The organism is Bradyrhizobium sp. CCGUVB14, assembly GCF_024199935.1.
Classification (GTDB): domain Bacteria; phylum Pseudomonadota; class Alphaproteobacteria; order Rhizobiales; family Xanthobacteraceae; genus Bradyrhizobium.
Genome location: NZ_JANADS010000001.1, coordinates 4,076,367 through 4,096,395, shown reverse-complemented (window position 1 = coordinate 4,096,395; position 20,029 = coordinate 4,076,367). Strand labels below are relative to the sequence as shown.

17 protein-coding genes are annotated in these 20,029 nt (G+C 65.3%); 15 read left to right on the top strand and 2 right to left on the bottom strand.

Going from position 1 to position 20,029, the window contains the following annotated elements:
• Positions 1 to 3: 3 nt before the first annotated feature.
• Genes NLM32_RS18825 through NLM32_RS18760 form a run of 14 tightly spaced genes read left to right on the top strand, consistent with a single transcriptional unit; the run spans position 4 to position 14,600 of the window.
• Positions 4 to 837: a phosphoenolpyruvate hydrolase family protein gene (locus NLM32_RS18825; RefSeq protein ID WP_254130409.1), complete on the top strand. Its 834-nt coding sequence runs from the start codon at positions 4 to 6 to the stop codon at positions 835 to 837.
• 26 nt (positions 838 to 863) lie between these two features.
• Complete coding sequence (locus NLM32_RS18820; protein WP_254130408.1) at positions 864 to 3,770, top strand: flotillin family protein; 2,907 nt, start codon at positions 864 to 866, stop codon at positions 3,768 to 3,770.
• An 11-nt stretch (positions 3,771 to 3,781) separates the two neighbouring features.
• The gene (locus NLM32_RS18815) at positions 3,782 to 4,219 is read left to right on the top strand and encodes an SRPBCC family protein (protein ID WP_015686997.1); all 438 of its coding nucleotides are present in this window, start codon (positions 3,782 to 3,784) and stop codon (positions 4,217 to 4,219) included.
• Between the two features lie 3 nt (positions 4,220 to 4,222).
• The gene (locus NLM32_RS18810) at positions 4,223 to 4,666 is read left to right on the top strand and encodes an SRPBCC family protein (RefSeq protein ID WP_254130407.1); all 444 of its coding nucleotides are present in this window, start codon (positions 4,223 to 4,225) and stop codon (positions 4,664 to 4,666) included.
• Entirely contained in the window at positions 4,667 to 5,485 is an 819-nt protein-coding gene (locus NLM32_RS18805; RefSeq protein WP_254130406.1) for a xanthine dehydrogenase family protein subunit M, read from the top strand.
• 6 nt (positions 5,486 to 5,491) lie between these two features.
• The gene (locus NLM32_RS18800) at positions 5,492 to 5,968 is read left to right on the top strand and encodes a (2Fe-2S)-binding protein (protein ID WP_254130405.1); all 477 of its coding nucleotides are present in this window, start codon (positions 5,492 to 5,494) and stop codon (positions 5,966 to 5,968) included.
• A 12-nt stretch (positions 5,969 to 5,980) separates the two neighbouring features.
• On the top strand, positions 5,981 to 7,576 hold the full coding sequence (locus NLM32_RS18795; RefSeq protein ID WP_254130404.1) for a xanthine dehydrogenase family protein molybdopterin-binding subunit: 1,596 nt from the start codon (positions 5,981 to 5,983) through the stop codon (positions 7,574 to 7,576).
• Entirely contained in the window at positions 7,577 to 8,599 is a 1,023-nt protein-coding gene (locus tag NLM32_RS18790; protein WP_254130403.1) for a xanthine dehydrogenase family protein molybdopterin-binding subunit, read from the top strand.
• A 12-nt stretch (positions 8,600 to 8,611) separates the two neighbouring features.
• A complete protein-coding gene (locus NLM32_RS18785; protein ID WP_254130402.1) occupies positions 8,612 to 9,493 on the top strand; it encodes a MoxR family ATPase in 882 nt (293 codons plus the stop codon).
• Complete coding sequence (locus NLM32_RS18780) at positions 9,490 to 10,611, top strand: VWA domain-containing protein (protein WP_254130401.1); 1,122 nt, start codon at positions 9,490 to 9,492, stop codon at positions 10,609 to 10,611. Before NLM32_RS18785 ends, NLM32_RS18780 begins: the two co-directional genes overlap by 4 nt.
• Entirely contained in the window at positions 10,608 to 11,492 is an 885-nt protein-coding gene (locus tag NLM32_RS18775; RefSeq protein WP_254130400.1) for an amidohydrolase, read from the top strand. Before NLM32_RS18780 ends, NLM32_RS18775 begins: the two co-directional genes overlap by 4 nt.
• A gap of 30 nt (positions 11,493 to 11,522) precedes the next feature.
• The gene (locus tag NLM32_RS18770; RefSeq protein ID WP_254130399.1) at positions 11,523 to 12,371 is read left to right on the top strand and encodes an N-acyl homoserine lactonase family protein; all 849 of its coding nucleotides are present in this window, start codon (positions 11,523 to 11,525) and stop codon (positions 12,369 to 12,371) included.
• Positions 12,372 to 12,392: 21 nt separating this feature from the next.
• Entirely contained in the window at positions 12,393 to 13,970 is a 1,578-nt protein-coding gene (locus NLM32_RS18765; RefSeq protein ID WP_254130398.1) for an isochorismatase family protein, read from the top strand.
• Positions 13,971 to 13,973: 3 nt separating this feature from the next.
• A complete protein-coding gene (locus tag NLM32_RS18760; RefSeq protein WP_254130397.1) occupies positions 13,974 to 14,600 on the top strand; it encodes an NAD(P)H-dependent oxidoreductase in 627 nt (208 codons plus the stop codon).
• 151 nt (positions 14,601 to 14,751) lie between these two features.
• Here NLM32_RS18760 and NLM32_RS18755 read toward each other — a convergent pair whose 3' ends face one another.
• A complete protein-coding gene (locus NLM32_RS18755) occupies positions 14,752 to 15,741 on the bottom strand; it encodes a tripartite tricarboxylate transporter substrate binding protein (RefSeq protein WP_254130396.1) in 990 nt (329 codons plus the stop codon).
• Between the two features lie 369 nt (positions 15,742 to 16,110).
• On the opposite strand from NLM32_RS18755, the gene NLM32_RS18750 reads away from it, so the two are divergent.
• Positions 16,111 to 18,951: a winged helix-turn-helix domain-containing protein gene (locus NLM32_RS18750; protein ID WP_254130395.1), complete on the top strand. Its 2,841-nt coding sequence runs from the start codon at positions 16,111 to 16,113 to the stop codon at positions 18,949 to 18,951.
• A gap of 82 nt (positions 18,952 to 19,033) precedes the next feature.
• On the opposite strand, the gene NLM32_RS18745 is transcribed toward NLM32_RS18750, so the two are convergent.
• Positions 19,034 to 19,972, bottom strand: a complete 939-nt coding sequence (locus NLM32_RS18745; protein ID WP_254130394.1) for an aldo/keto reductase — start codon at positions 19,970 to 19,972, stop codon at positions 19,034 to 19,036.
• Positions 19,973 to 20,029 lie beyond the last annotated feature (57 nt).

The window sequence follows — 20,029 nt, the reverse complement described above, 5'->3', positions numbered from 1 at the left end:
CCGATGGCCCGGTTTGAACGCGCGACCCTGTTGAAACGGTTTCGTGAGATGGCGAAGCGCGGCGAGCCGATCGTCGGCGGCGGTGCCGGTACCGGCCTGTCGGCCAAATGCGAGGAAGCCGGCGGCGTCGATCTCATCGTGATCTACAATTCCGGCCGCTATCGCATGGCGGGTCGCGGCTCGCTCGCAGGCCTCATGCCCTATGGCGACGCTAACGCCATCGTGCTTGAGATGGCCGGTGAAGTGTTGCCCGTCGTCAGCAAGACGCCGGTGCTCGCCGGCGTCAACGGCACCGATCCATTCCGCGACATGGATGTGTTCCTCGACCAGCTCAAGTCGCTCGGCTTCGCCGGCGTGCAGAACTTTCCGACCGTCGGCCTGATCGACGGCGTGTTCCGCGCGAACCTCGAGGAAACCGGCATGTCCTACGCGCTGGAGATCGACATGATCGCCAAGGCGCGCGAGAAGGATCTGCTGACGACACCCTACGTCTTCAGCGAGAAGGAAGCCGCCGCGATGGCGATCGCCGGGGCCGACATCATCGTCTGCCATCTCGGGCTCACCACCGGCGGCACGATCGGCGCGCAGACCGCGCCCAAGCTCAAGGATTGCCCGGCGCGAATCGACACCTGGGCCTCGGCGGCACTCAGCGTCAATCCCGACATCCTCGTGCTCGCCCACGGCGGCCCCATCGCGGATCCGGCGGATGCCGATTTCATCATGAAGAACACCCGCTACTGCCACGGCTTCTACGGGGCGTCCTCGATGGAGCGGCTGCCAGTGGAGCGGGCTTTGACGGAACAGGTACGCAAATTCAAGGCGATCGGCGCGCGATAACGTCTGCAAGATCGAGGGAGGGAAACATGTCAGGGATTCTGGTCGGCGAGCTCATCCTCTGGCTGATTGTTGCGATCATCGTGATCGTGGTTGGCGTCTACATCGTCAACTGGCTCTACCACCGCTCCTCCAAGGAGGTGTCGTTCGTCCGAACCGGCTTCCTCGGCGAGCGCGTGGTGATCAATGGCGGCGCCTTCGTGCTGCCCTTCATCCACGACTACACGCCTGTGAACATGAACGTGCTGCCGATGGGCATCGTGCGTTCGCGGCAGGACGCCGTGATCACCCGCGACCGCATGCGCGTCGACATCGAGGCCGACTTCTACGTCCGGGTTCAGGCCACCCGCGAAGCCGTCTCGATCGCCGCCGCGACGCTCGGCCGCCGCACCATGGAGCCGGAACAGCTCCACGCGCTACTGGCCGGCAAGTTCATTTCCGCGATCCGGTCGGTCGCATCCGAAATGACCCTCGAAGAGATGCACGAACGCCGCGGCGACTATGTCACGCGCGTCAAGACCAATGCCGCCGAAGCCCTCGCTCAGAACGGCCTCGAACTCGAATCCGTCGCCATCACCGATCTCGACCAGACCGACCTCGAATTCTTCAATCCCTCGAACCGCTTCGACGCCGAAGGCTTGACCCGGCTGATGGAGGACATCGAGGCCAGGCGCAAGCTGCGTAACGACATCGAGCAGGACTCGATGATCAGGATCCGCACCCGCAATCTGGAGGCAGAGCGTCAGGCGCTCGAGATCGAGCGCGAGAGCGAGACCGCGCGGCTGGAGCAGGAACGCGATATCGAAATGCGCCGCGCGCTTCAACGCACCGAAGTGGCCCGCGAACGAGCGCTGCGCGAAACCGAGGCCGAGCAGGCCCAGATCTCGGCGCGCGAGGCGATCGAACGCTCCCGGATCGCCAACGATCAGGCGATTGCCGAGGCCCGTATCGCTTCCGAGCGCGAGACACGCCAGAAGGAGATCGAGCGCACCCGCACCATCGAAGAGAAGGAACTGCTCGCCCGCGAGGATATCGAGAAGACCCGGATCGCCAACCAGCGCTCGATCGACACGACACGCATCGCGTCGGAACGCGAGGTCCGCCAGCATGAGATCGAGCGGATGCGTACCGTCGAAGAAGCCGAAATCGCGGCACGCGAGGCGATCGAGAAGGCCCGGATCCAGCAGGACCGCGTCGTCACCGACGCCCGCATCGCCAATGAAGAGGAAACCCGCCGCCGCGAGATCGAGCGCACCCGCGCTGTCGACGAGGCCGAGATCGCGGCCCGCGAGGCCACCGAGAAGGCGCGTATCGCCCAGACGCTGATCGTCAATGTCGAGCGCATCTCCTCGGATGAACGTACCCGCGCACTGGAGATCCAGCAGGTGCGCACCATCCAGGAAGCCGAGATCGAGGCGCAGCGCGCCGTGGAGGCTGCCCGCATCGCCCGCGAACGGACGCTCGCCGCCGAGCGCATCGCCGCCGAGCAAAACACGCGGCAGCTCGAAATCGAGCGCAACCAGAGCCTCGAAGTTGCCGGCATTGCAGCGCGCGAGACCACCGAGGCCTCCCGCATCGCGCAGGAGGAACGTGTCCGCTCCCTGGAGATCGCTCGTAACCGCGCCGTCGAGGAGGCCGACATCGCCTCGCGCGAGGCGATCGAGGCAGCCCGTATCGCGCAGGAGAAGACCGTCGCCGCCGAGCGCATCCAGGCCGAGCGCGACACCCGTTCGCTCGAAATCGAGCGCACGGGCGTGCTGGAGGCCGCCGAGCTGAAGCGGCGCGACGCCATCGAGCGCCAGCGCATTACCGTCGATCTCGCTCTCGAAGCCGAGCGCATCAACTCCTCCAAGAAGCGCGAGGTGCTCAATATCGAGCAGAAGAAGGCGATCGAGATCGCCGACGAAGATCGCGTCATCGCCCTCTCCGCCAAAAAGTCCGAGCGGATCGATGCCGACCGCCAGGTCCGGCAGGCCGAGATCGTCGCCCGCAAGGAGGTCGAGACCACCGACGTCTCCCGCGAGCAGGCGCTGGAAGCCGCCCGCCTGGAACGCCGCCGCGCGATCGAGCAGCTCGAGGTCGCCCGGGTCCAGTCGCTCCAGGAGGCCGAGATCGCCTCCCGCGAGGAGGTCGAGCGCGCACGCATCGCCTCCGACCGCGGCCTCGACGAGGCCCGAATCGGCCGCGAGCGCGAGCTGCGCAAGCTCGAGGTCAATCGTGAGAAGGAGGTCGAGACGGTCCTGATGGAGAAGGCAATCGCGATCCATCAGAAGTCGCTCGAAGAGTCCGCCGCCAAGGCGATGGCTGAGGAGGCGCGGATGCGGGCCACCGAAGCGACCGAGCGCGTCATCACGGCGCGCGAGAGCGAGATCGCAAAGCGTCGCAGGACGGTCGAAGTCATGATCGCCGAGAAACAGGCCGAGGAGACGCGAATTGCCGCCGAGGCCGAACGTATCCGCGCGGCTGTCGAGGCCGAGGCGCAGCGGATGCTCAACGAGGCCGAGAACGTGCTCACCGATCAGGCGCGCTACTCGCTGTTCCGCCGAAAACTGCTCGACCGCATCGAGGGCATCGTGCGGGAGAGCGTCAAGCCGATGGAGAAGATCGAGGGCATCCGCATCCTCCAGGTCGACGGCCTCAACGGCAACGGCGGCGGGGGCAATGGCGGCCGCAGCGCCACCGACGAGGTGATCGACTCGGCGCTGCGCTACCGTGTGCAGGCGCCACTAATCGACTCCCTCCTAGCCGACATCGGCGTCGAGGGCGGAAATCTCGCCAAAATGCCGGGCCTGATCCGCGAAGCGCGTGACATGCAGGGCATCAAGGAGGCCGCTCGCAAGGGCGGCGGTGGTGGCGACAAGCCGGCGGCGTCACCGCCAGCAGCTGAGGGCGGCGGCGAGCCGTCGGCCGAGCGCGGTCCGCGGAAGAAGAGCTGAGGTCAAAATCCATGCCCCGCGTCTACGTCTCCACCGTCGTCAATGCGCGCAACGATCGCGTCTGGGCGCGTGTGCGTGATTTCAACGGCCTCCCCAACTGGCATCCCGCGATTGCGGAGAGCCGCATTGAAGGCGGCGAGCCCTCCGACAAGATCGGTTGTGTCAGGGATTTCCGTCTGCGTAACGGCGACCGCATCCGCGAAAAGCTGTTGGGCCTGTCCGACTACGACATGTTCTGCACCTACTCGATCCTGGAATCCCCGATGGGCGTCGAGAACTATGTCGCGACCCTGCGACTGACGCCCGTCACCGACGGCGACCAGACCTTTGTGGAATGGACCGCCGAGTTCGACTGCGCGCCGGAGCGCGAGACCGAGCTCGTCGGCAACATCGGCGGCGGCGTGTTCCAGGGCGGGTTTGACGCGCTGAAGCGCGTGTTCGGAGGTTGATCCGTGCCGCATATCGTCAAAAGCACGATCCTGGACGCGCCGACCGATACGGCGTGGGCCATGTTGCGCGATTTCAACGGGCACGACCGCTGGCATCCGGCGGTCGCGACGTCCTCGATCGAGCGCGCGCACGCCTCCGACAAGATCGGCTGTATCAGGCGGTTCAAGCTGAAGGACGGCGCCGAGCTGCGGGAACAATTGCTGGCGCTGTCCGACCTCGAGCAAAGCTTCAGCTATTGCCTGCTCGATACGCCGATCCCGATGTTCAACTACGTCGCGCATGTCCGCCTGCTGCCGGTCACCGACGGCGACCGCACCTTCTGGCACTGGGAGTCGCGCTTCACCACAAAGCCCGAAGACCGCGACCGCATCACCCACATGGTCGCGGAAGACATTTATCAGGCCGGGTTCGAGGCGATCCGCCGGCATCTGAAGGAGGCCGCCTAGATGGCCGTGACAGTCAAGACTTTCGCCAGTGCCAGCGAAGCGGCCGGCGCGCTGTCCTCTGACCGCACCGCGCGCTATCTCGGCGGCGGCACGCTGGTAATGCGGGCGCTGAACGAGGGCGATGTGTCGATCTCGACGGTCGTCCGCGCCCAGGACCAGGCGCTGACCCGGATCGATGCTTCCGGCCCGCGCATCACGCTCGGCGCAGGCGTCACCTTCGCACGCGTCCTTGCCGAACGCGACCTCGGCTTCCTCCATGCCCCCGCCCGTTCGATCGGCGGCCCTGCCGTGCGCAACATGGGCACCGTCGGCGGCAATCTCTTCGCGCCAAATCCCTATGGCGATTTCACCGTCGCGTTGCTGGCACTCGATGCCACCGTGGCCGTCGCGGGCGGCTTCGGCTCGCGGGATATCCCGATCGAGGAATTCTTGCAGGCGCGCGAGCGGCAGGCCGGAACATTGGTCTTGTCGGTCTCCTGCACCCGGCCGGCAAGCAGCGAGGCATTCCGCTATCGCAAGATTGCCCGCATCAAACCAAAGGGCGGCTCGGTCATCACGCTGGCTGCGCATCTACCGATCAGCGGCGGCCGGATCGCGGGCGCGCGGATCGCATTGGGCTCGATGGCAGCGACCCAGATCCGCGCCCGCGCCGCCGAGCGGGCACTGGAGGGCCGCTCGCTGGACGCCGCGACCATTGCGGCGGCCGCATCCGCCGCCACCGAGGGAACATCGCCATCCGACAACGCGCTCGGCAGCGCCTGGTATCGCCGCGAGATCGTCGGCGTCCACCTACGCCGCCTGCTGTCGGGACAGGAATAAGCGGTCATGTCCAAAATTCCCCTGCAATTCCGACACAACGGCCGCGACGTCGCGATCTTCGTCGACGGCGGCACCAATCTCTTGGTCGCGCTGCGCGAGCTGATCGGCGACATGACGCCGAAATTCGGCTGCGGCCAGGGCGGCTGCGGCACCTGCAGCGTGCTGATCGACGGCGAGCTTCACCTCTCCTGCCTGACGCTGGCGGAGACCGTCGCCGGCCGCTCCGTCGAGACGCTCGACGGCATGAAGCAGGGCCCGAACCTGCATCCGCTGCAGCGCGCCTTTGCCGACCAATTTGCCGCTCAGTGCGGCTATTGCACGCCGGGCATGCTGATGGCCGCGAAGGCCCTGCTCGATCGCAATCCCTCGCCGAGCCGCGACGAGGTCATTGAAGCCATCTCCGGCAACATCTGCCGTTGCACCGGCTACGAGCCGATCATCAATGCCATCCTCGCCGCCGCCGGCGGCCGGGTCAGCGCCTAAGGGAACGCGACCATGCTGGAACTTCGCAAGGACATCTTCGCCGACGAGCGCGACGACAATCTGAAGGAGATCGGCAAAGGCACGCAACGTCAGGACATGCTCGGTCACGTCACGGGCACGTCCAGCTATTTCAACGACCACAAGCTGCAGGGCATGCTGCATCTGAAGGTCGTCCGCTCGACGCAGGCGCATGCGAGGATTCGTCGCATCGACACGGCCGAGGCCGAGCGCTCGTCCGGCGTGCGCCGGATCATCCGCGGCGCCGACGTGCCGGTGAACCTCAACACGCTTTTGAGCCTGATCAATTTCGGCAAGGACGACGAGCCGTCGCTTGCCGTCGACAAGGTCCGTTACAAGGGCGAGCCGATCGTCGCTATCGTTGCCGACAGCGAGCGCGAGGCCTTTGAAGCGATCGCCAAGGTCAAGGTCGATTACGAACCGCTCGCGGCCGTGTTCGACGTCGAGGACGCGCTGAAGCCCGGTGCGCCCGTGGTCAACGAGACCTATCCCAAGAACACCTTCACCTATCACGAGACCTACGACCACCAGCGGCTGCGCTTCGGCGACGCCGACGCGGCGCTGGCGACCGCCGACCACGTGCTCGAGCAGCGCTACCAGATGTCGCCGATCGAGCATGCACCGACCGAGACCAATGGCGCGATCGCGGCCCCGGATACCAACGGCCGTTATGTCGTCTACACCTCTACGCAGGCGCTGTTCTTCTCGGTCGACACCTGCGCAAAGATCCTGGACGTGCCGTCCAACACCTTCCACTTCATCGGCGGCACCGTTGGCGGCGGTTTTGGCGGCAAGGTCGATACGCTGACCGAGCCGCTCGCGATTCTTGGTGCGATGCTGACCGGGCGGCCCGTGCGCTACGTGTTCGGACGCGAGGAGGAGATGCAATATGGGCCGCCACGCGGCGCCGAACGCATCTACATCAAGGATGGCGCAATGCGTGACGGCCGCATCGTCGCGCGCAAGATCCGCGCCTATTTCGACAGCGGCGCCTATACGCGGCTATCGAGCTACGCCGCGGTGAAATGCGCCGCGCATCTGCCGGGCCCCTACACCATTCCGAACGTCTATGGCGACGTCTATTGCGTCTTCACCAACCGCACGCCTGCAACCGCCATGCGCGGTTTCGGCGTGACCGCGATGGACTTTGCCATCGAGTGCCAGATGGACAAGCTGGCTCACATCATCAACATGGATCCGATGGAGTTCCGGATCCTCAACGCCTATCGCGACGGCGACATGAAGGCGCACCGGCGCGAGGCCAAGAACACCGCGTTGATCGAATGCGTCCAGGTCGCGGCCGAGAAAGCAAAATGGCCGCTCCGCGAGGAATTCAAGCGGGCCTCCTCGCGCAAGGACGGCGGCGGTAGCCGCGCCGTCATCCCGCCGACCCCCACGGATTCGTCGCGCGCACGGCCTACCGCCCCGGCGCAGCAGCGCACCAGCTACGATCGGTTGCCGCCGACCGTTACGCGCGAACCGCCGCGAGAGCCGCCACCACCGGCTCCTCCGCCGCCCGCGCCGCGGCCGACTGCGCCGTCGCATGGCGCGACCCGTTTCTCCTCCGTCTTTGGCACCAGGAGGCGCTAGATGGCCCGGCACCGCGGACGCGGCATCGCGTCGATCAATTATCCCATCGGCATGAATCTTGGCGGCGACCCCAGCCAGGCGCTGGTGCATTCCAACCCGAGCGGCAAGTTCACGGTGGCGCTGTCGTCTATCGATCTCGGCCAGGGCATGAAATCGGTGACGCGGCAGATCTGCGCGGAGACGCTGGGCGTGCCGGTCGAGGATGTCTATGTCGACACCGCGGATTCCGACACCGGCCCACATTGCATGGGCTCGTTCGCCTCACGCGGGACGCATCGCGTCGGCAACGCGGTGATGGCGGCGGCCCGCGAGGCCCGCGGCGTGATGATGGAAGCCGCCGCCGAGGAACTGGAAGTCAACGCCGCCGATCTCGAAACCGACGGACGCGGCAACATCCACGTCAAGGGCGCGCCGCATCGCTCGATCTCGACCAAGGATGTCGCGATCGCGGCGCAGTTCAAGCAGGGCAAGACCATCTCCGGCCGCGGCATCTTCCTGGTGCCGCTCTCCGAAGTGAATCCGGAGACGGGCGAGATGTCGCCCGCAACCTGCTACGCCCACGCCTGCCTCGTCGCCGAGGTCGATGTCGATGACGAGACCGGCGAGGTCGCGATGGTGCGGATGGATTCCGCTTACGAGCTCGGCCGTGCCCTCAATCCACGCCTGGTCGAGCAACAGCTGGTCGGCGGTGCCTGGATGGGTGTCAGCCATGCACTCTACGAAACGCCCGAACCTTACTATCCCGAGCCCGTGCACGGCCCGCGCGATTTCGTCGAATATCTGATGCCCGGCCCCGGCGATATCTGCCCGCACGATATCGCCGTGCTGGAGCGCCCCGCGCCTGATGGGCCATTCGGAGCCAAGGGTCCCGGCGAGATGTGCGCCAACCCCGTGCTGCCGGCGGTTGCCAACGCGATCTTCAACGCGGTCGGCGTGCGTATCGACGATCTGCCGATTACGCCGGAAAAAGTGCTGCGCGCGATCAAAGCCCAGGGCGGCGCGCGGCCGCAGGCGCGGCGCTAGAGGTTTCGGTTGATGGCGGTCCGCAGCAACATCGTCGGCATCGACAGCCCGGAAGCACTCGAGAGAGCGTTGCGTGCGGCCTATTACCTCGCCGACGAGGGCCTCGCGACGTCAGCCTATCTCGGCCTCGCGCTCGGCAAGCCGCTGCTGCTGGAGGGCGCGCCGGGTGTCGGCAAGACGGAAGCGGCAAAAGCCATCGCCGCCGTGCTCGGCCGCCGATTGATCCGCCTGCAATGCTACGAGGGTATCGACGCCTCCGCCGCGCTCTACGAATGGAACTACCCGCGCCAGATGCTGGCAATCCGCCAGGCCGGCGACGAGAGCATCGATATCTATGGCGAGACGTTCCTGATCGAGCGTCCTATGCTGGCGGCGCTGCGCGCGCCCGACTCAACGGTGCTGTTGATCGACGAGATCGACCGCGCCGACCAGGAGTTCGAAGCCTTCCTGCTCGAATTCCTGTCCGACTTCCAGATTTCGATCCCCGAGCGTGGCACGGTCCGCGCCGCCGAACGCCCCGTCGTCGTGCTGACGTCGAACCGCACGCGCGATCTGCATGAAGCCTTGCGCCGCCGCTGTGTCTATCACTGGATCGACTATCCCACCGAAGAGCGCGAGGCGCGCATCATCATGCTGCGGGCCTCCAGCGTTGCAGAGGCCACCGCCCGCGCCGTCGTCGCAGCCGTCGGCAAGCTCCGTCGCGAGCCGCTCAGCAAGGCGCCCGGCATCGCCGAGGCCGTCGACTGGGCCGAGGCCGCAACGCTCCTGCACAAGGGCGGCGCGCGCTGGCCCGACGCGTTCAAGCGCTCGATCGGCGTGGCACTCAAGGATGAGGAGGATCTGCACTTCATCTCGCCCAGGCTCGACGCCATGCTCGCGGAGGCAACCGCATGAGCACCGGGCCAGAGCTTCCGCGCGCCGCGCGCATCTTCGTCTCCTTCGTTGCGTTGTTGCGCGCCAACGGCTTTGCCGTCGCCCCGGAGCAAACCACCACATTCCTCACCGCGGTCGAACTGCTCGGCCCGCGCGACCTCCGGGATATCAGGCATGCGGCACTGGCCACCCTCGCCCCGCCGCCCGAACGTCGCGCGAGTTTTGATCGCCTGTTCGATCTCCACTTCCGCGGCAGCGAAGCGCTGGAGCGCGCTGACGATGGCGAGGACGACGAGACCGTCCGCCTGCAGGAGGAAGGCCGCGGCGACGAGGAGCCGCTGTTCTCCGACGACGCCAATGAATCCGGCCTCACCGCGACCCGCGCCGAGGCGCTGGTTGAGCGCCGCTTTGCGCAGCTTTCCACCACAGATGCACTTCGCCGCCTGTCGCGTGAGGCTCCCCGGCGGCTACCGCGGCGGCGTGGCCATCGCCGCATGCGGGCCCGCCGCGGTCCCTTTGCCGATCTTCGCCGCACCTTGCGCGACTCTGTCCGCAGCGACGGCGAGATTTTGCGGCTCGGCCATATGAAGCGTCGCCATCGTCCGCGAAAGCTCCTGCTGCTGATCGACGTTTCCGGCTCGATGAAGAGCCGGACTGAAGACAACATGAAGCTGGCCCATGCGCTGATGCAGGCGGCGCCGAACGTCGAGGTCTTCACCTTCGGCACGCGGCTGACCCGCGTCACCCGTGCGCTGCGGCTGAAGCGACGCGAGCAGGCGCTGAGTGCGGCAGCCCATCTCGTCAGCGACTGGGACGGCGGTACACGTATCGGCGATGCGCTGCAGGCCTTCCTCGCTGTCCCCCGCTTCGGCGGGTACGCGCGCGGGGCGGCCGTGGTCGTCGTCTCGGACGGACTGGAGCGCGGCGAGCCGGACGCGTTGCGCGACGCGGTCGCAAGGCTGTCGCGGCGAGCCTGGCGCGTGAGCTGGCTGACGCCCCTCGCGGCCGGCCCGGGCTTTCGCCCGCAGACCGAAGCGCTCATCGCCATCGAGCGCTTCGTCGACGATCTCGTCGACGGCGGATCGAGCGCGTCGATCGTCGCGCATGTACTGGCATTGGGACGAAGGAGAGTTGCGTGACCGAGATTGTCGACGGCCATCATCATATCTGGCGGCAGGCCGACCTGCCCTGGCTGGTCGGCCCGATGCAGCCCCGCATCTTTGGACCTTACGAAGCCATTCGGCGCGACTATCCGATCGAGGAATATCTCGACGACCTCAGGGGTAGCGGCGTCACCCGCTCGGTCTACGTCCAGACCAATTGGGCCAACGACCGTTTCGAAGACGAAGCCGCCTGGGTGCAGCAGACCGCCGACAAGCACGGCTGGCCGCACGCGATCGTCGCCTACGCCAATTTCGCCGTGGACGACGTCCGCCCGCAGTTAGACCGCCTGAAGCGCTATCCGCTGGTGCGCGGGGTGCGGATGCAGCTGCACTGGCACGAGAACCCGCTCTATCGCTTCGCCGCCAAACCCGATCTCTGCATCGATCCCATGGTCCGGCGCAATGTCGCGCGGCTCGCCGATTACGGCTGGAGCTTCGACCTGCAGGTGTTCACGCCGCAGATGCCGGACGCCGCAGAACTCGCGGACTCCTGCCCCAAGGTGACTTTCATCCTTCAGCATGCCGGCATGCTCGAAGACCCGTCGCCGGCAGGACGCGCCGCCTGGCGCGCCGGCATGGCCCGGCTCGCGACCTGCCCGAACGTGGTCTCGAAGCTCTCAGGGCTCGGCACGTTCATTCATCGCAACGACCCCGCGCATATCGCCGCCGTGGTCGCCGACACCGTCGCGATCTTCGGTGCCGAGCGCTGCCTGTTCGGCTCCAATTTCCCGATCGAGAAATTGTGGACCAGCTATCGCGAGCTCGTCGACGCATTTCGTGCCGCAACAGCACGGCTGAACCCCGAGCAACGGGATGCGATCTTCAGAGGCACCGCAACGCGCGTCTATCGGCTTTGACGGATAAAAAGAGAACAGGGAGGGAAACGAATGGCGCTGGAGATCAAGATCCTGGACTACGGCGATATCGAGCTGGAATCGAGCTTCCTGGTGCTCGGTCGCGACTGCGGTCGCACCCGCCGCGTCCTCACGCTGGGCTTTCTGATCCTCGGCGGCAAATATCCGGTCGTGGTCGACACCGGCTATCGCTCCAACCAGATCATGGAGACGCTGGGCATGCGCGGCTTGCAGTACCACGAGCACATGATCGAGAACCAGCTTGCCCGCCACGGCGTGCGTATGGGCGACGTGCGGTTCGTCTGTCACACGCATCTGCACATCGACCACGCCGGAAAGGACGACCTCTTCCCGATGAACACAACGGTCGTCGTCAACCGCAAGGAGCTCGAATATTCCGTCTCCGGCCTGATGCATCCGCAATATCCCGCGCCCGACATCAAGCATCTGATCGACCGCCTGCACACCAAGAGCGCGCTGCGCTTTCTCGACCTGGAGATCACCGGCCCCGTCGAGCTCATGCCCGGCGTCTATTGCGACGCGGCCAACGCCCACACCGAGGGCTCGATGAACATCATTGTCGAGACAGCCGACGGCATTGCCACCATCTGCGGTGATGTGATCTACGATTTCAACGACCAGATCGTCACGCCTTTCAACGAGATCCACGACGCGGAGCCGCGCACCACTGGCAATCACGGCACCAGCAAGCGCGCCGAGAAAGCGTCGATCAAAAAGCTCCTCAGCAATTCGCGCTATCTGCTGCCGGTGCATGACCGCCCCGCCAAGATCGAAGGCGGCAACGTCGTCGGCCGGCTCCACGATCAGGTCCCGGGCCCGGTCGTGCAGTCCCTGCCCGCGCGCAACTGGTTCCCCGCCTGATGTGATCGAAGGACCCGACCGATGACCCACGTCACCTTGCGCTCCGAATTCGAAACGCTGATCGATCCCTACGCACCCGTTGCGCAGGTCGGAACAGGCTTTGATTTCACGGAAGGGCCGATCTGGCATCCGGTCGATCACTACCTCCTGTTCTCGGACATGCCGGGCGACGTGCGCCGGCGCTGGGATGCACGGCGCGGCGTCACCGAGATCAAGCGTCCGTCGAACAAATGCAACGGCATGACCTACGACGCCGAGCTCAATCTGATCGTCTGCGAGCACGCGACCTCATCGCTGATCCGCGAACGCCCGGACGGACGGCGCGAGGTGCTGGCCTCGCACTTTGGGGGACAGGAGCTCAACAGCCCCAACGATGTCTGCGTGCACTCATCAGGCGCAATCTATTTTTCGGATCCCTGGTATGGCCGCATGCCGGTCTATGGCGTCGAGCGGCAGCGCCAGCTCGGCTTCCAGGGCGTCTATCGCGTCGTGCCCGGCAGCGAGCCGACGCTCGTGGTCGACCGCAATCTGTTCGACCAGCCGAACGGACTGTGCTTCTCGCCCGACGAGAAACTGCTCTATGTCAACGACACCGTGCAGGCGCTGATCCGCGTGTTCGACGTCAATGCCGATGGCACGCTGTCGAACGCGCGGGTGTTCGCAAGCGGCATCCGCTCCGAATTGGAGCCCGGCCTGCCCGACGGCATGAAATGCGACCAGCACGGCAATGTCTGGGTCACCGCACCCGGCGGCGTCTGGGTCTATTCGCCGCGCGGCGAGCTGCTCGGAAAGGTTCGCGTGCCCGAGCTCGTCGCCAACCTCGCCTGGGGCGGACCGGATTTCCGCACGCTCTATTTGACCTCGACGCATTCGGTCTACGCCATCCCGACCAAGGCCGGACCGCGCCACGAACCCTATATGAGCGGCAAGCGCAGCGGTAGCGGCGCCGCGAGCGCCGGCCCTGCAGCTGCGGCGCCGATCCTGGCCGACGGCGAGTTACGCCTCGATCCGAACCGCTGCGCCATGATCATCCAGGACCTCCAGAACGACGTCATCATGGATGGCGGCGCGTTCGCCGAATCCGGCGCGCCCGGTCATGCCAAGCAGCAGCACGTCGTCGAGAACGTCCGTCGCCTGGCGGAAACGGCGCGCGCGCGCGGCGTCACCATCATCCATGTCTGGTTCGTGGTCGAGCCCGGAGCGCCGGGCGTGACGCTGAACGCACCACTGTTCGAGGGTCTCGTCGACAGCAAGGCGATGGTGCGTGGCAGTTGGGGGGTAGCGCCCGTGTCGGGCCTCGAGCCGCGGCCCGGCGATTTCGTCGTCGAGAAGATGCGGATGAGCGCCTGGGAAGGCACGCGGCTGGAGACGATCCTGAAAGCCACCGGCCGCGATATGATCATCAACACCGGCGCCTGGACCAACATGTCGGTCGAGCACACCGCACGCACCGGAGCCGACAAGGGCTATTTCATGATCGTGCCGGAAGACTGCTGCTCGACCATGAATGCCGACTGGCACTCGGCCTCGATCAATTTTGCCATGCAGAACGTCGCCGTCGTCACCCGCGCGGACGCCGTCATCAGAGCGCTGGGATGAGCGGTGGCAAAGCTCTTGCACCTCTGCTGCTCCCCGCGTGCCGATTCCGAGTCGAGCGCCGGTGCGCGACTGTTCCTTGACCGCTTTCAACAGGCCCGCCCCGATTGGGACATCGACGTCGTCGATCTCTGGCACGAGCGCATGCCGGAATTTGCAGGCCCCATCGTCGAGGCTAAATATGCACGGATGAAAGCGGAGGCCTTCACCGACGCGCAGCGGGACAGTTTTGCGGAAGCCGAGCGGATGGCGCTGCGCTTCTCGCTGGCCGAGCGCGTGCTGATCTCGACGCCGATGTGGAATTTCGGCATCCCCTACAAGCTGAAGCAATGGTTCGACATCGTCATCCAGCCAGGCCTGACGTTCCGCTTCGATCCGGCGCAGGGCTATCTTCCGCTCCTCAAGGATCGACCGACCATCGTCATTCTCGCCTCTGGCAGCGACTTCGCCACCGGCATGAACCGCGGCCGCATCGACATGGCGACGCCGTACTTGCGCGAGGCACTCCGCTTCATCGGCGTCAGCGACGTGCGCTTTGTGCCGATCGGCCCGACGGCGGGCCCGGCCGAGCCGATCCGCGCCGCCCGCGACACCGCCCACCGCCGCCTTGCCGAGATAGCGAAGCGGTTCTGAGCCGGGCTCGCGATAACGACCCTGACAGCTCCTTCATCCCGAGGTACGAGAAGTTCGCTGTCGCCACATCGTCATTGCGATCAGCCTGGCGACGAAGCAATCCTGAAGCCCTCACCAGAAGCACTCTGGATTGCTAAGACACAGCGTCGGGTTACTGCGATTTGAGCCCGATCGTCTTGATCACGGGAGCAAGGCTTGCCGTGGTGGCATCGACAATTCGCTGAAACTTGTCCGGGCTGGAATCGCTATCCGGTTCCATGCCCTGAGAGCGATACGATTCTTGCAATCCGGGATCGGACATCGCTGCCCGTGTCGCCTGCGCGATCCGGTCGATGATCGCATCGTCCGTCATCTTGTGCGCGAACAGGCCGAACCAGCCCTCATAGCTGAGATCCGGCATGCCGGATTCAATTGCGGTCGGAATGTCGGGCGCGCCGCTCAAGCGCCGTTCGGTCGTGACCGCCAGCAGCCGTATTCTGCCGGCACGGCCGAGTTGCTGCAATTGAACCGACATGACGGCAACAACGAGAGATATCTGACCGGCGACGACGTCATTGGTCGCTTGCGAGCTCCCTCGATAGGGAACATGGACGATGTCAAGTCCGCCTGCCTGCTGCTTGAACAATTCGCCGACGAGGTGATTGCCGGTGCCGATACCGGGCGTCCCATAGGACAGCTTGCCGGGGTTGGCCTTCGCGTACGCAATCAGGTCTTGCAGATTGGCTGCCGGCAGCGAGGGGCTGACAGCGAATACCAGCGCACTGTTGATCAAGCGATAGATGGCGCGGAAATCGTCAACGGCGTAGGCGGGATTTGGCGTCGTCAGCGGGACGATGACCTGCGTACTGCCATTTCCCAGCAGAAGCGAATAGCCGTCGGGCTTCTCGCGTGCGACCGCTGCCGTCCCGATGGCGCCGCCTGCACCGCTGATATTCTCGACAAAACTCGGACCGAGCTGCGATGACATTCGCTCGACCCAGGGACGTCCGATCTGATCGCCTGGGCCGCCAGCCGCATACGGGATCACCAGCCGGATCGGCCTGGAGGGATAATCAACCGCGTTTCCACAACGTGGAAATCCGGCGACCGTCGCGGCAAACGCGGCCGCATTGACGAAGTCTCGCCGCGAGAGGGAGGGCATGTCCTATTCCGAAAATATCTTTGATCAGTGGCGGGACCGGCTCCCAAGAAACCATTCGCAGCAGGACGCCGCCATCGTCAATGGCACCGCAAACGGCGGGGCAACCAAGGCTTGTGGGCAAAGTGAGAGTCCCCATCCGTTTTTCGGCATGGTCCCCTGCGTAGAGCTGACAGCTGAACAGATGAGCCGACCTCATCCACCAGCCTAAGCCATTCATCTTAAAGCGATATTTCAAACGAACAGAGTGGGTCGAAGCGGCATCGCACGGACCTGAAGCCATACCCGCTGCTTTCGTCCAGTTTACTGTACGCTTCGTTCTGATAGACAAAGTCAAACATATTTGACTCCCTGCCGAGGGGGCTATAGTGCGTGCCAGACGATAACAACCATGACTCGGCCATTTCTTTTGGGCCATTTCGACTGTTTCCGAAGTCCCGACTCCTGGAGAAGGACGGCGCGCATCTTCACGTCGGAGGCCGCGCGCTCGACATCCTGATCTTCCTGGCCGAGCGCCCCGGCGAAGTCGTCGACAAGCGCGAGCTGGTCAAACGCGTCTGGGCCGACGTGAATGTCGACGACGGCAGCCTCCGCTTCCACATCGCAGCGCTGCGCAAGGCCCTCGGCGATACCGGCAAATCCGCCCGTTATGTCGTCAACGTCCCCGGGCGCGGCTATTGCTTCGTCGCATCGCTCGCCCAGGTCGCTCCCGCTCTTCCTGCTGCCCCGATTGATGTCTCCCTGCCCCGCTCGCTTCCCGCGCCGCTCGCACGGGTGATCGGGCGCGACGACGTCATCGAGAAGATTTCGACCGGGCTGGCACTGCATCGTTTCGTCACCGTCGTCGGCCCCGGCGGCATCGGCAAGACCGCGGTGGCCGTGACCGTGGGCCATCGCAGGCTGGCCCATTTTGACGGCAACGTCTTCTTCGTCGACTTCGGACCGGTGAGAAGGCCCGAACTCGCCGCCATCACCATCGCATCGACACTCGGGCTGTCCATCAATGCGGAGGATCCGGTCCCGGCGCTGCTGACGCATCTGCAGGCGAAACCGACGCTGTTGATCTTCGACAGCTGCGAGCACGTGTTGGAGACCCTCGCGCCGCTGGTCGAACGTCTGGTTCGCGAGGCACCGCGACTGCATGTGCTCGCCACCAGCCGCGAATCCTTTCGCAGCGAAGGCGAACGGATCTTTCGACTGTTTCCGCTCGACTGCCCGCCCCGGCGCGACGATCTCGCCGTGGCCGACATCCTCGCCTATCCGGCAGCCCAGCTCTTCATCGAACGTATCGCACAGAGCTCCGGACCATTTCAGCTCAGCGCGGAAGAAGCACCGTTGGTGGCAGACATCTGCCGCCGCCTTGACGGCATCGCGCTCGCGATCGAGCTCGCGGCGGGGCGCGTCAATGCCTATGGTATCGCCGGCACGGCGTCCCTGCTCGACAGCCGGTTTTCGCTGCAATGGCGCGGCCGCCGCACGGCCATTCCGCGACACCAGACGCTCAGCGCCGCGCTCGACTGGAGCTACGACCTTCTTCCCGCATCCGAGAGCGCAATCTTGCGAAGATTGTCGGTGTTCGTCGGCCCGTTCACGCCGGAGGCGGCTGCCGCCGTCGCGTCGGGCGACGGGCTCAGTGCAACGGCGACCATGGAGGCGATCGACAATCTCGTCACGAAATCGCTGATTGCACCGTCCGGCGCGCGAACACTGCGTTATCGCCTGCTCGATACCACGCGCACCTACGCGCTCGGCAAGCTGAACGAGGCCGGCGAAGCAAAGCGGATTGCGCAGCGCCACGCCGAATACTTTCGCGACCTGTTCGAGCGGGCTGAGGCCGAAACATCCGCGCCGCTGTCGGACTGGCTTGGCGTCTACGGCGCGGAGCTGGACAATCTGCGCGCCGCGCTGGACTGGGCCTTTTCGCCGGATGGCGATGCGCAGCTCGGCATCGCGCTGACGGCGGTCGCGGTCACGCTCTGGATTCGCCTATCGCTGTTCTCGGAGTGTCGCGAGCGCGCCAGAACCGCACTCGCCGCGCTGGGAGACCACGGCGACGAGCGAGTGCGCATGCAGCTCCTGGCGGCGCTCGGCTGGTCGCTGATGTACGGCGAAGGACGCGCGCGCGAGGCACGCCCGATCCTCGAGGCCACGTTAGAGCTGGCGGACAGGCTCGACGACAAGGATTTCCGGCTGCGGGCGCTCTGGGGCCTGTGCATCGACCAGTTCAACAACGGTGCATTCGGCAAGGCGCGCGTGCTGGCCGATCGCTTCGCCGAGGCGGCCGCGAGTTCACCCGACAAGACCGATCTCATGCTGGCCGACCGGTTGACCGCCGTGGCGCTGCATTATCTCGGCGACCAGAACGGCGCCCGGATTCGCATCGACCGGGTGAATGCCTCCCTGCATGTGCTGGCCGAAAAGCCAAAGATCTTTCCGCTCGATGTCAGGCTATCGACGCAGTATTTCCGTGCCCGAATCTTGTGGCTGCAGGGCCATGCGGATCAGGCCCTGGCACTCGCGGAGCAGAACATCCATGAAGGCCGGGCCAATGGTCACGCGCTGACGTTCTGCAGTGTGCTCGGACAGTCCGCCTGCCCGATCGCCTTTCTGGCCGGGGACTACGATGCTGCCGAGCGCTACGGAGCCGAGTTGCTCGAACATACCGATCGCCACGCCATAAGAATCTGGGGTTTGTGGGCGCGCGCTTTCAATGCCCTGGTCATCGCCAGGCGCACGAATGTCGAAGCAAGCCTGCCGCTGCTGCGCGACGAGCTCAATCGCGCCGGCGATGCGCGCTTCCTGCCGCGCTTTCTTCCCCTGCTCGGCGAGCTGGCGGCGTGTTTCGGACAGGCCAACCAGATCCACAACGGCTTCGACACGATCGAGAACGCGTTGGCGCGTTGCAACGACAGGCAGGAACGCTGGTATCTGCCGGAGCTGCTCCGCATCAAGGGTGAGCTGATGCTGAGAGAGACACCCCAGTCGGAAGCCGCCGACGCCTGCTTTCACGAGGCGATGGATCTGGCGGCGCAGCAGGGCGCCGACTTCTGGCAGTTGCGATGCGCCATCAGCATCGCGCAACTCAGGATCGGACGCGACCAGCGCGCAGAGGCGCTTGCGGTTCTGGAGAAGGCCTGCGCCGCGATGACCGAGGGGTCGGGTATCGCCGACATGCGGATCGCCCAGGGCCTCATCGCACAACTGCGGTCCTGACCAGGGCGTCCACGATCCAAGGGTTCGACCCAAGCCCCACGCCGCGCCCCCGGTCGCAGAACGCGGCTCCGCACTGCTCGCGTCATCCCGCTCGGGGAATAAATCCGGGCACGCCGGTTTCGACCACCGTGTTGAACCTGACGTTTGTCGTGATCTCGGCCCGTATCTCCCGCATGGCGTCTTCAGGCAGCGTCGAAATATCGAAGTTTTCCCGGATACGCCGGGGATTGGTCGAAGTCGTCAGGAAAGCGGTGCCGCGCTGGACAGCCCAGGCCAGAGCAATCTGAGCCGGTGTCTTGTCGAGGCGCTCCGCGATGGTGGTGATCACCGGGTCGGCCAGGAGGTTCGGCTTCATGGCGTGTCCCAGCGCTGCAAACGCCTGGAGCACGATCCCATGCTCGCGACAGAAGTCGAGCAGCTCCCATTCGGGCAGATACGGATGCGATTCGACTTGCACCATGGCTGGCCTGATCCGCGCAACCGCAACGATCTCGCGCAGCTTCTCCAGGGTGATATCCGACAGGCCTATCGACTTGCAGTGGCCCTCGTCGACAAGGCGCTCCAGCGCTCCCCATGTCTCCGCCAACGTCACGCCTGAATCATAGATGACCTGACCGCGCTCGTCTCTCGGGTCTTGCTCGTCGCCGGGTTGAAAGGCAAACGGCGTATGGATGATGTAGCAGTCGATATCGTCGAGTTGCAGCCGCCGGCGGCTGGCGTCGAAGGCGGCCTTGACCCGTTCCGGCCGGTGATTGGTGTTCCATAGCTTCGTCGTCACGAACAGGTCCTGCCGCCGAAGATTCCCCGCCTTGAACGCCTCCTGCAACGCATCGCCAACCGCCGCCTCGTTACGGTAGCGCTCGGCACAATCGAGATGTCGAAATCCCGCCTCCAGTGCAGCCTTGGTGGCCTGCTTGGTCACGAGCGGATCCGGAATGAGCGTGCCAAATCCCACGGCGGGAATCGCACCGGACCCATGGGTTGGAATCTTCGTATAACGAAGTGAATCGGACGACGTCATGCTGATGCTCCTTTGTTTGGCCTCGGCTTACGCACAAGCGGCACGAGGTGATCGAAA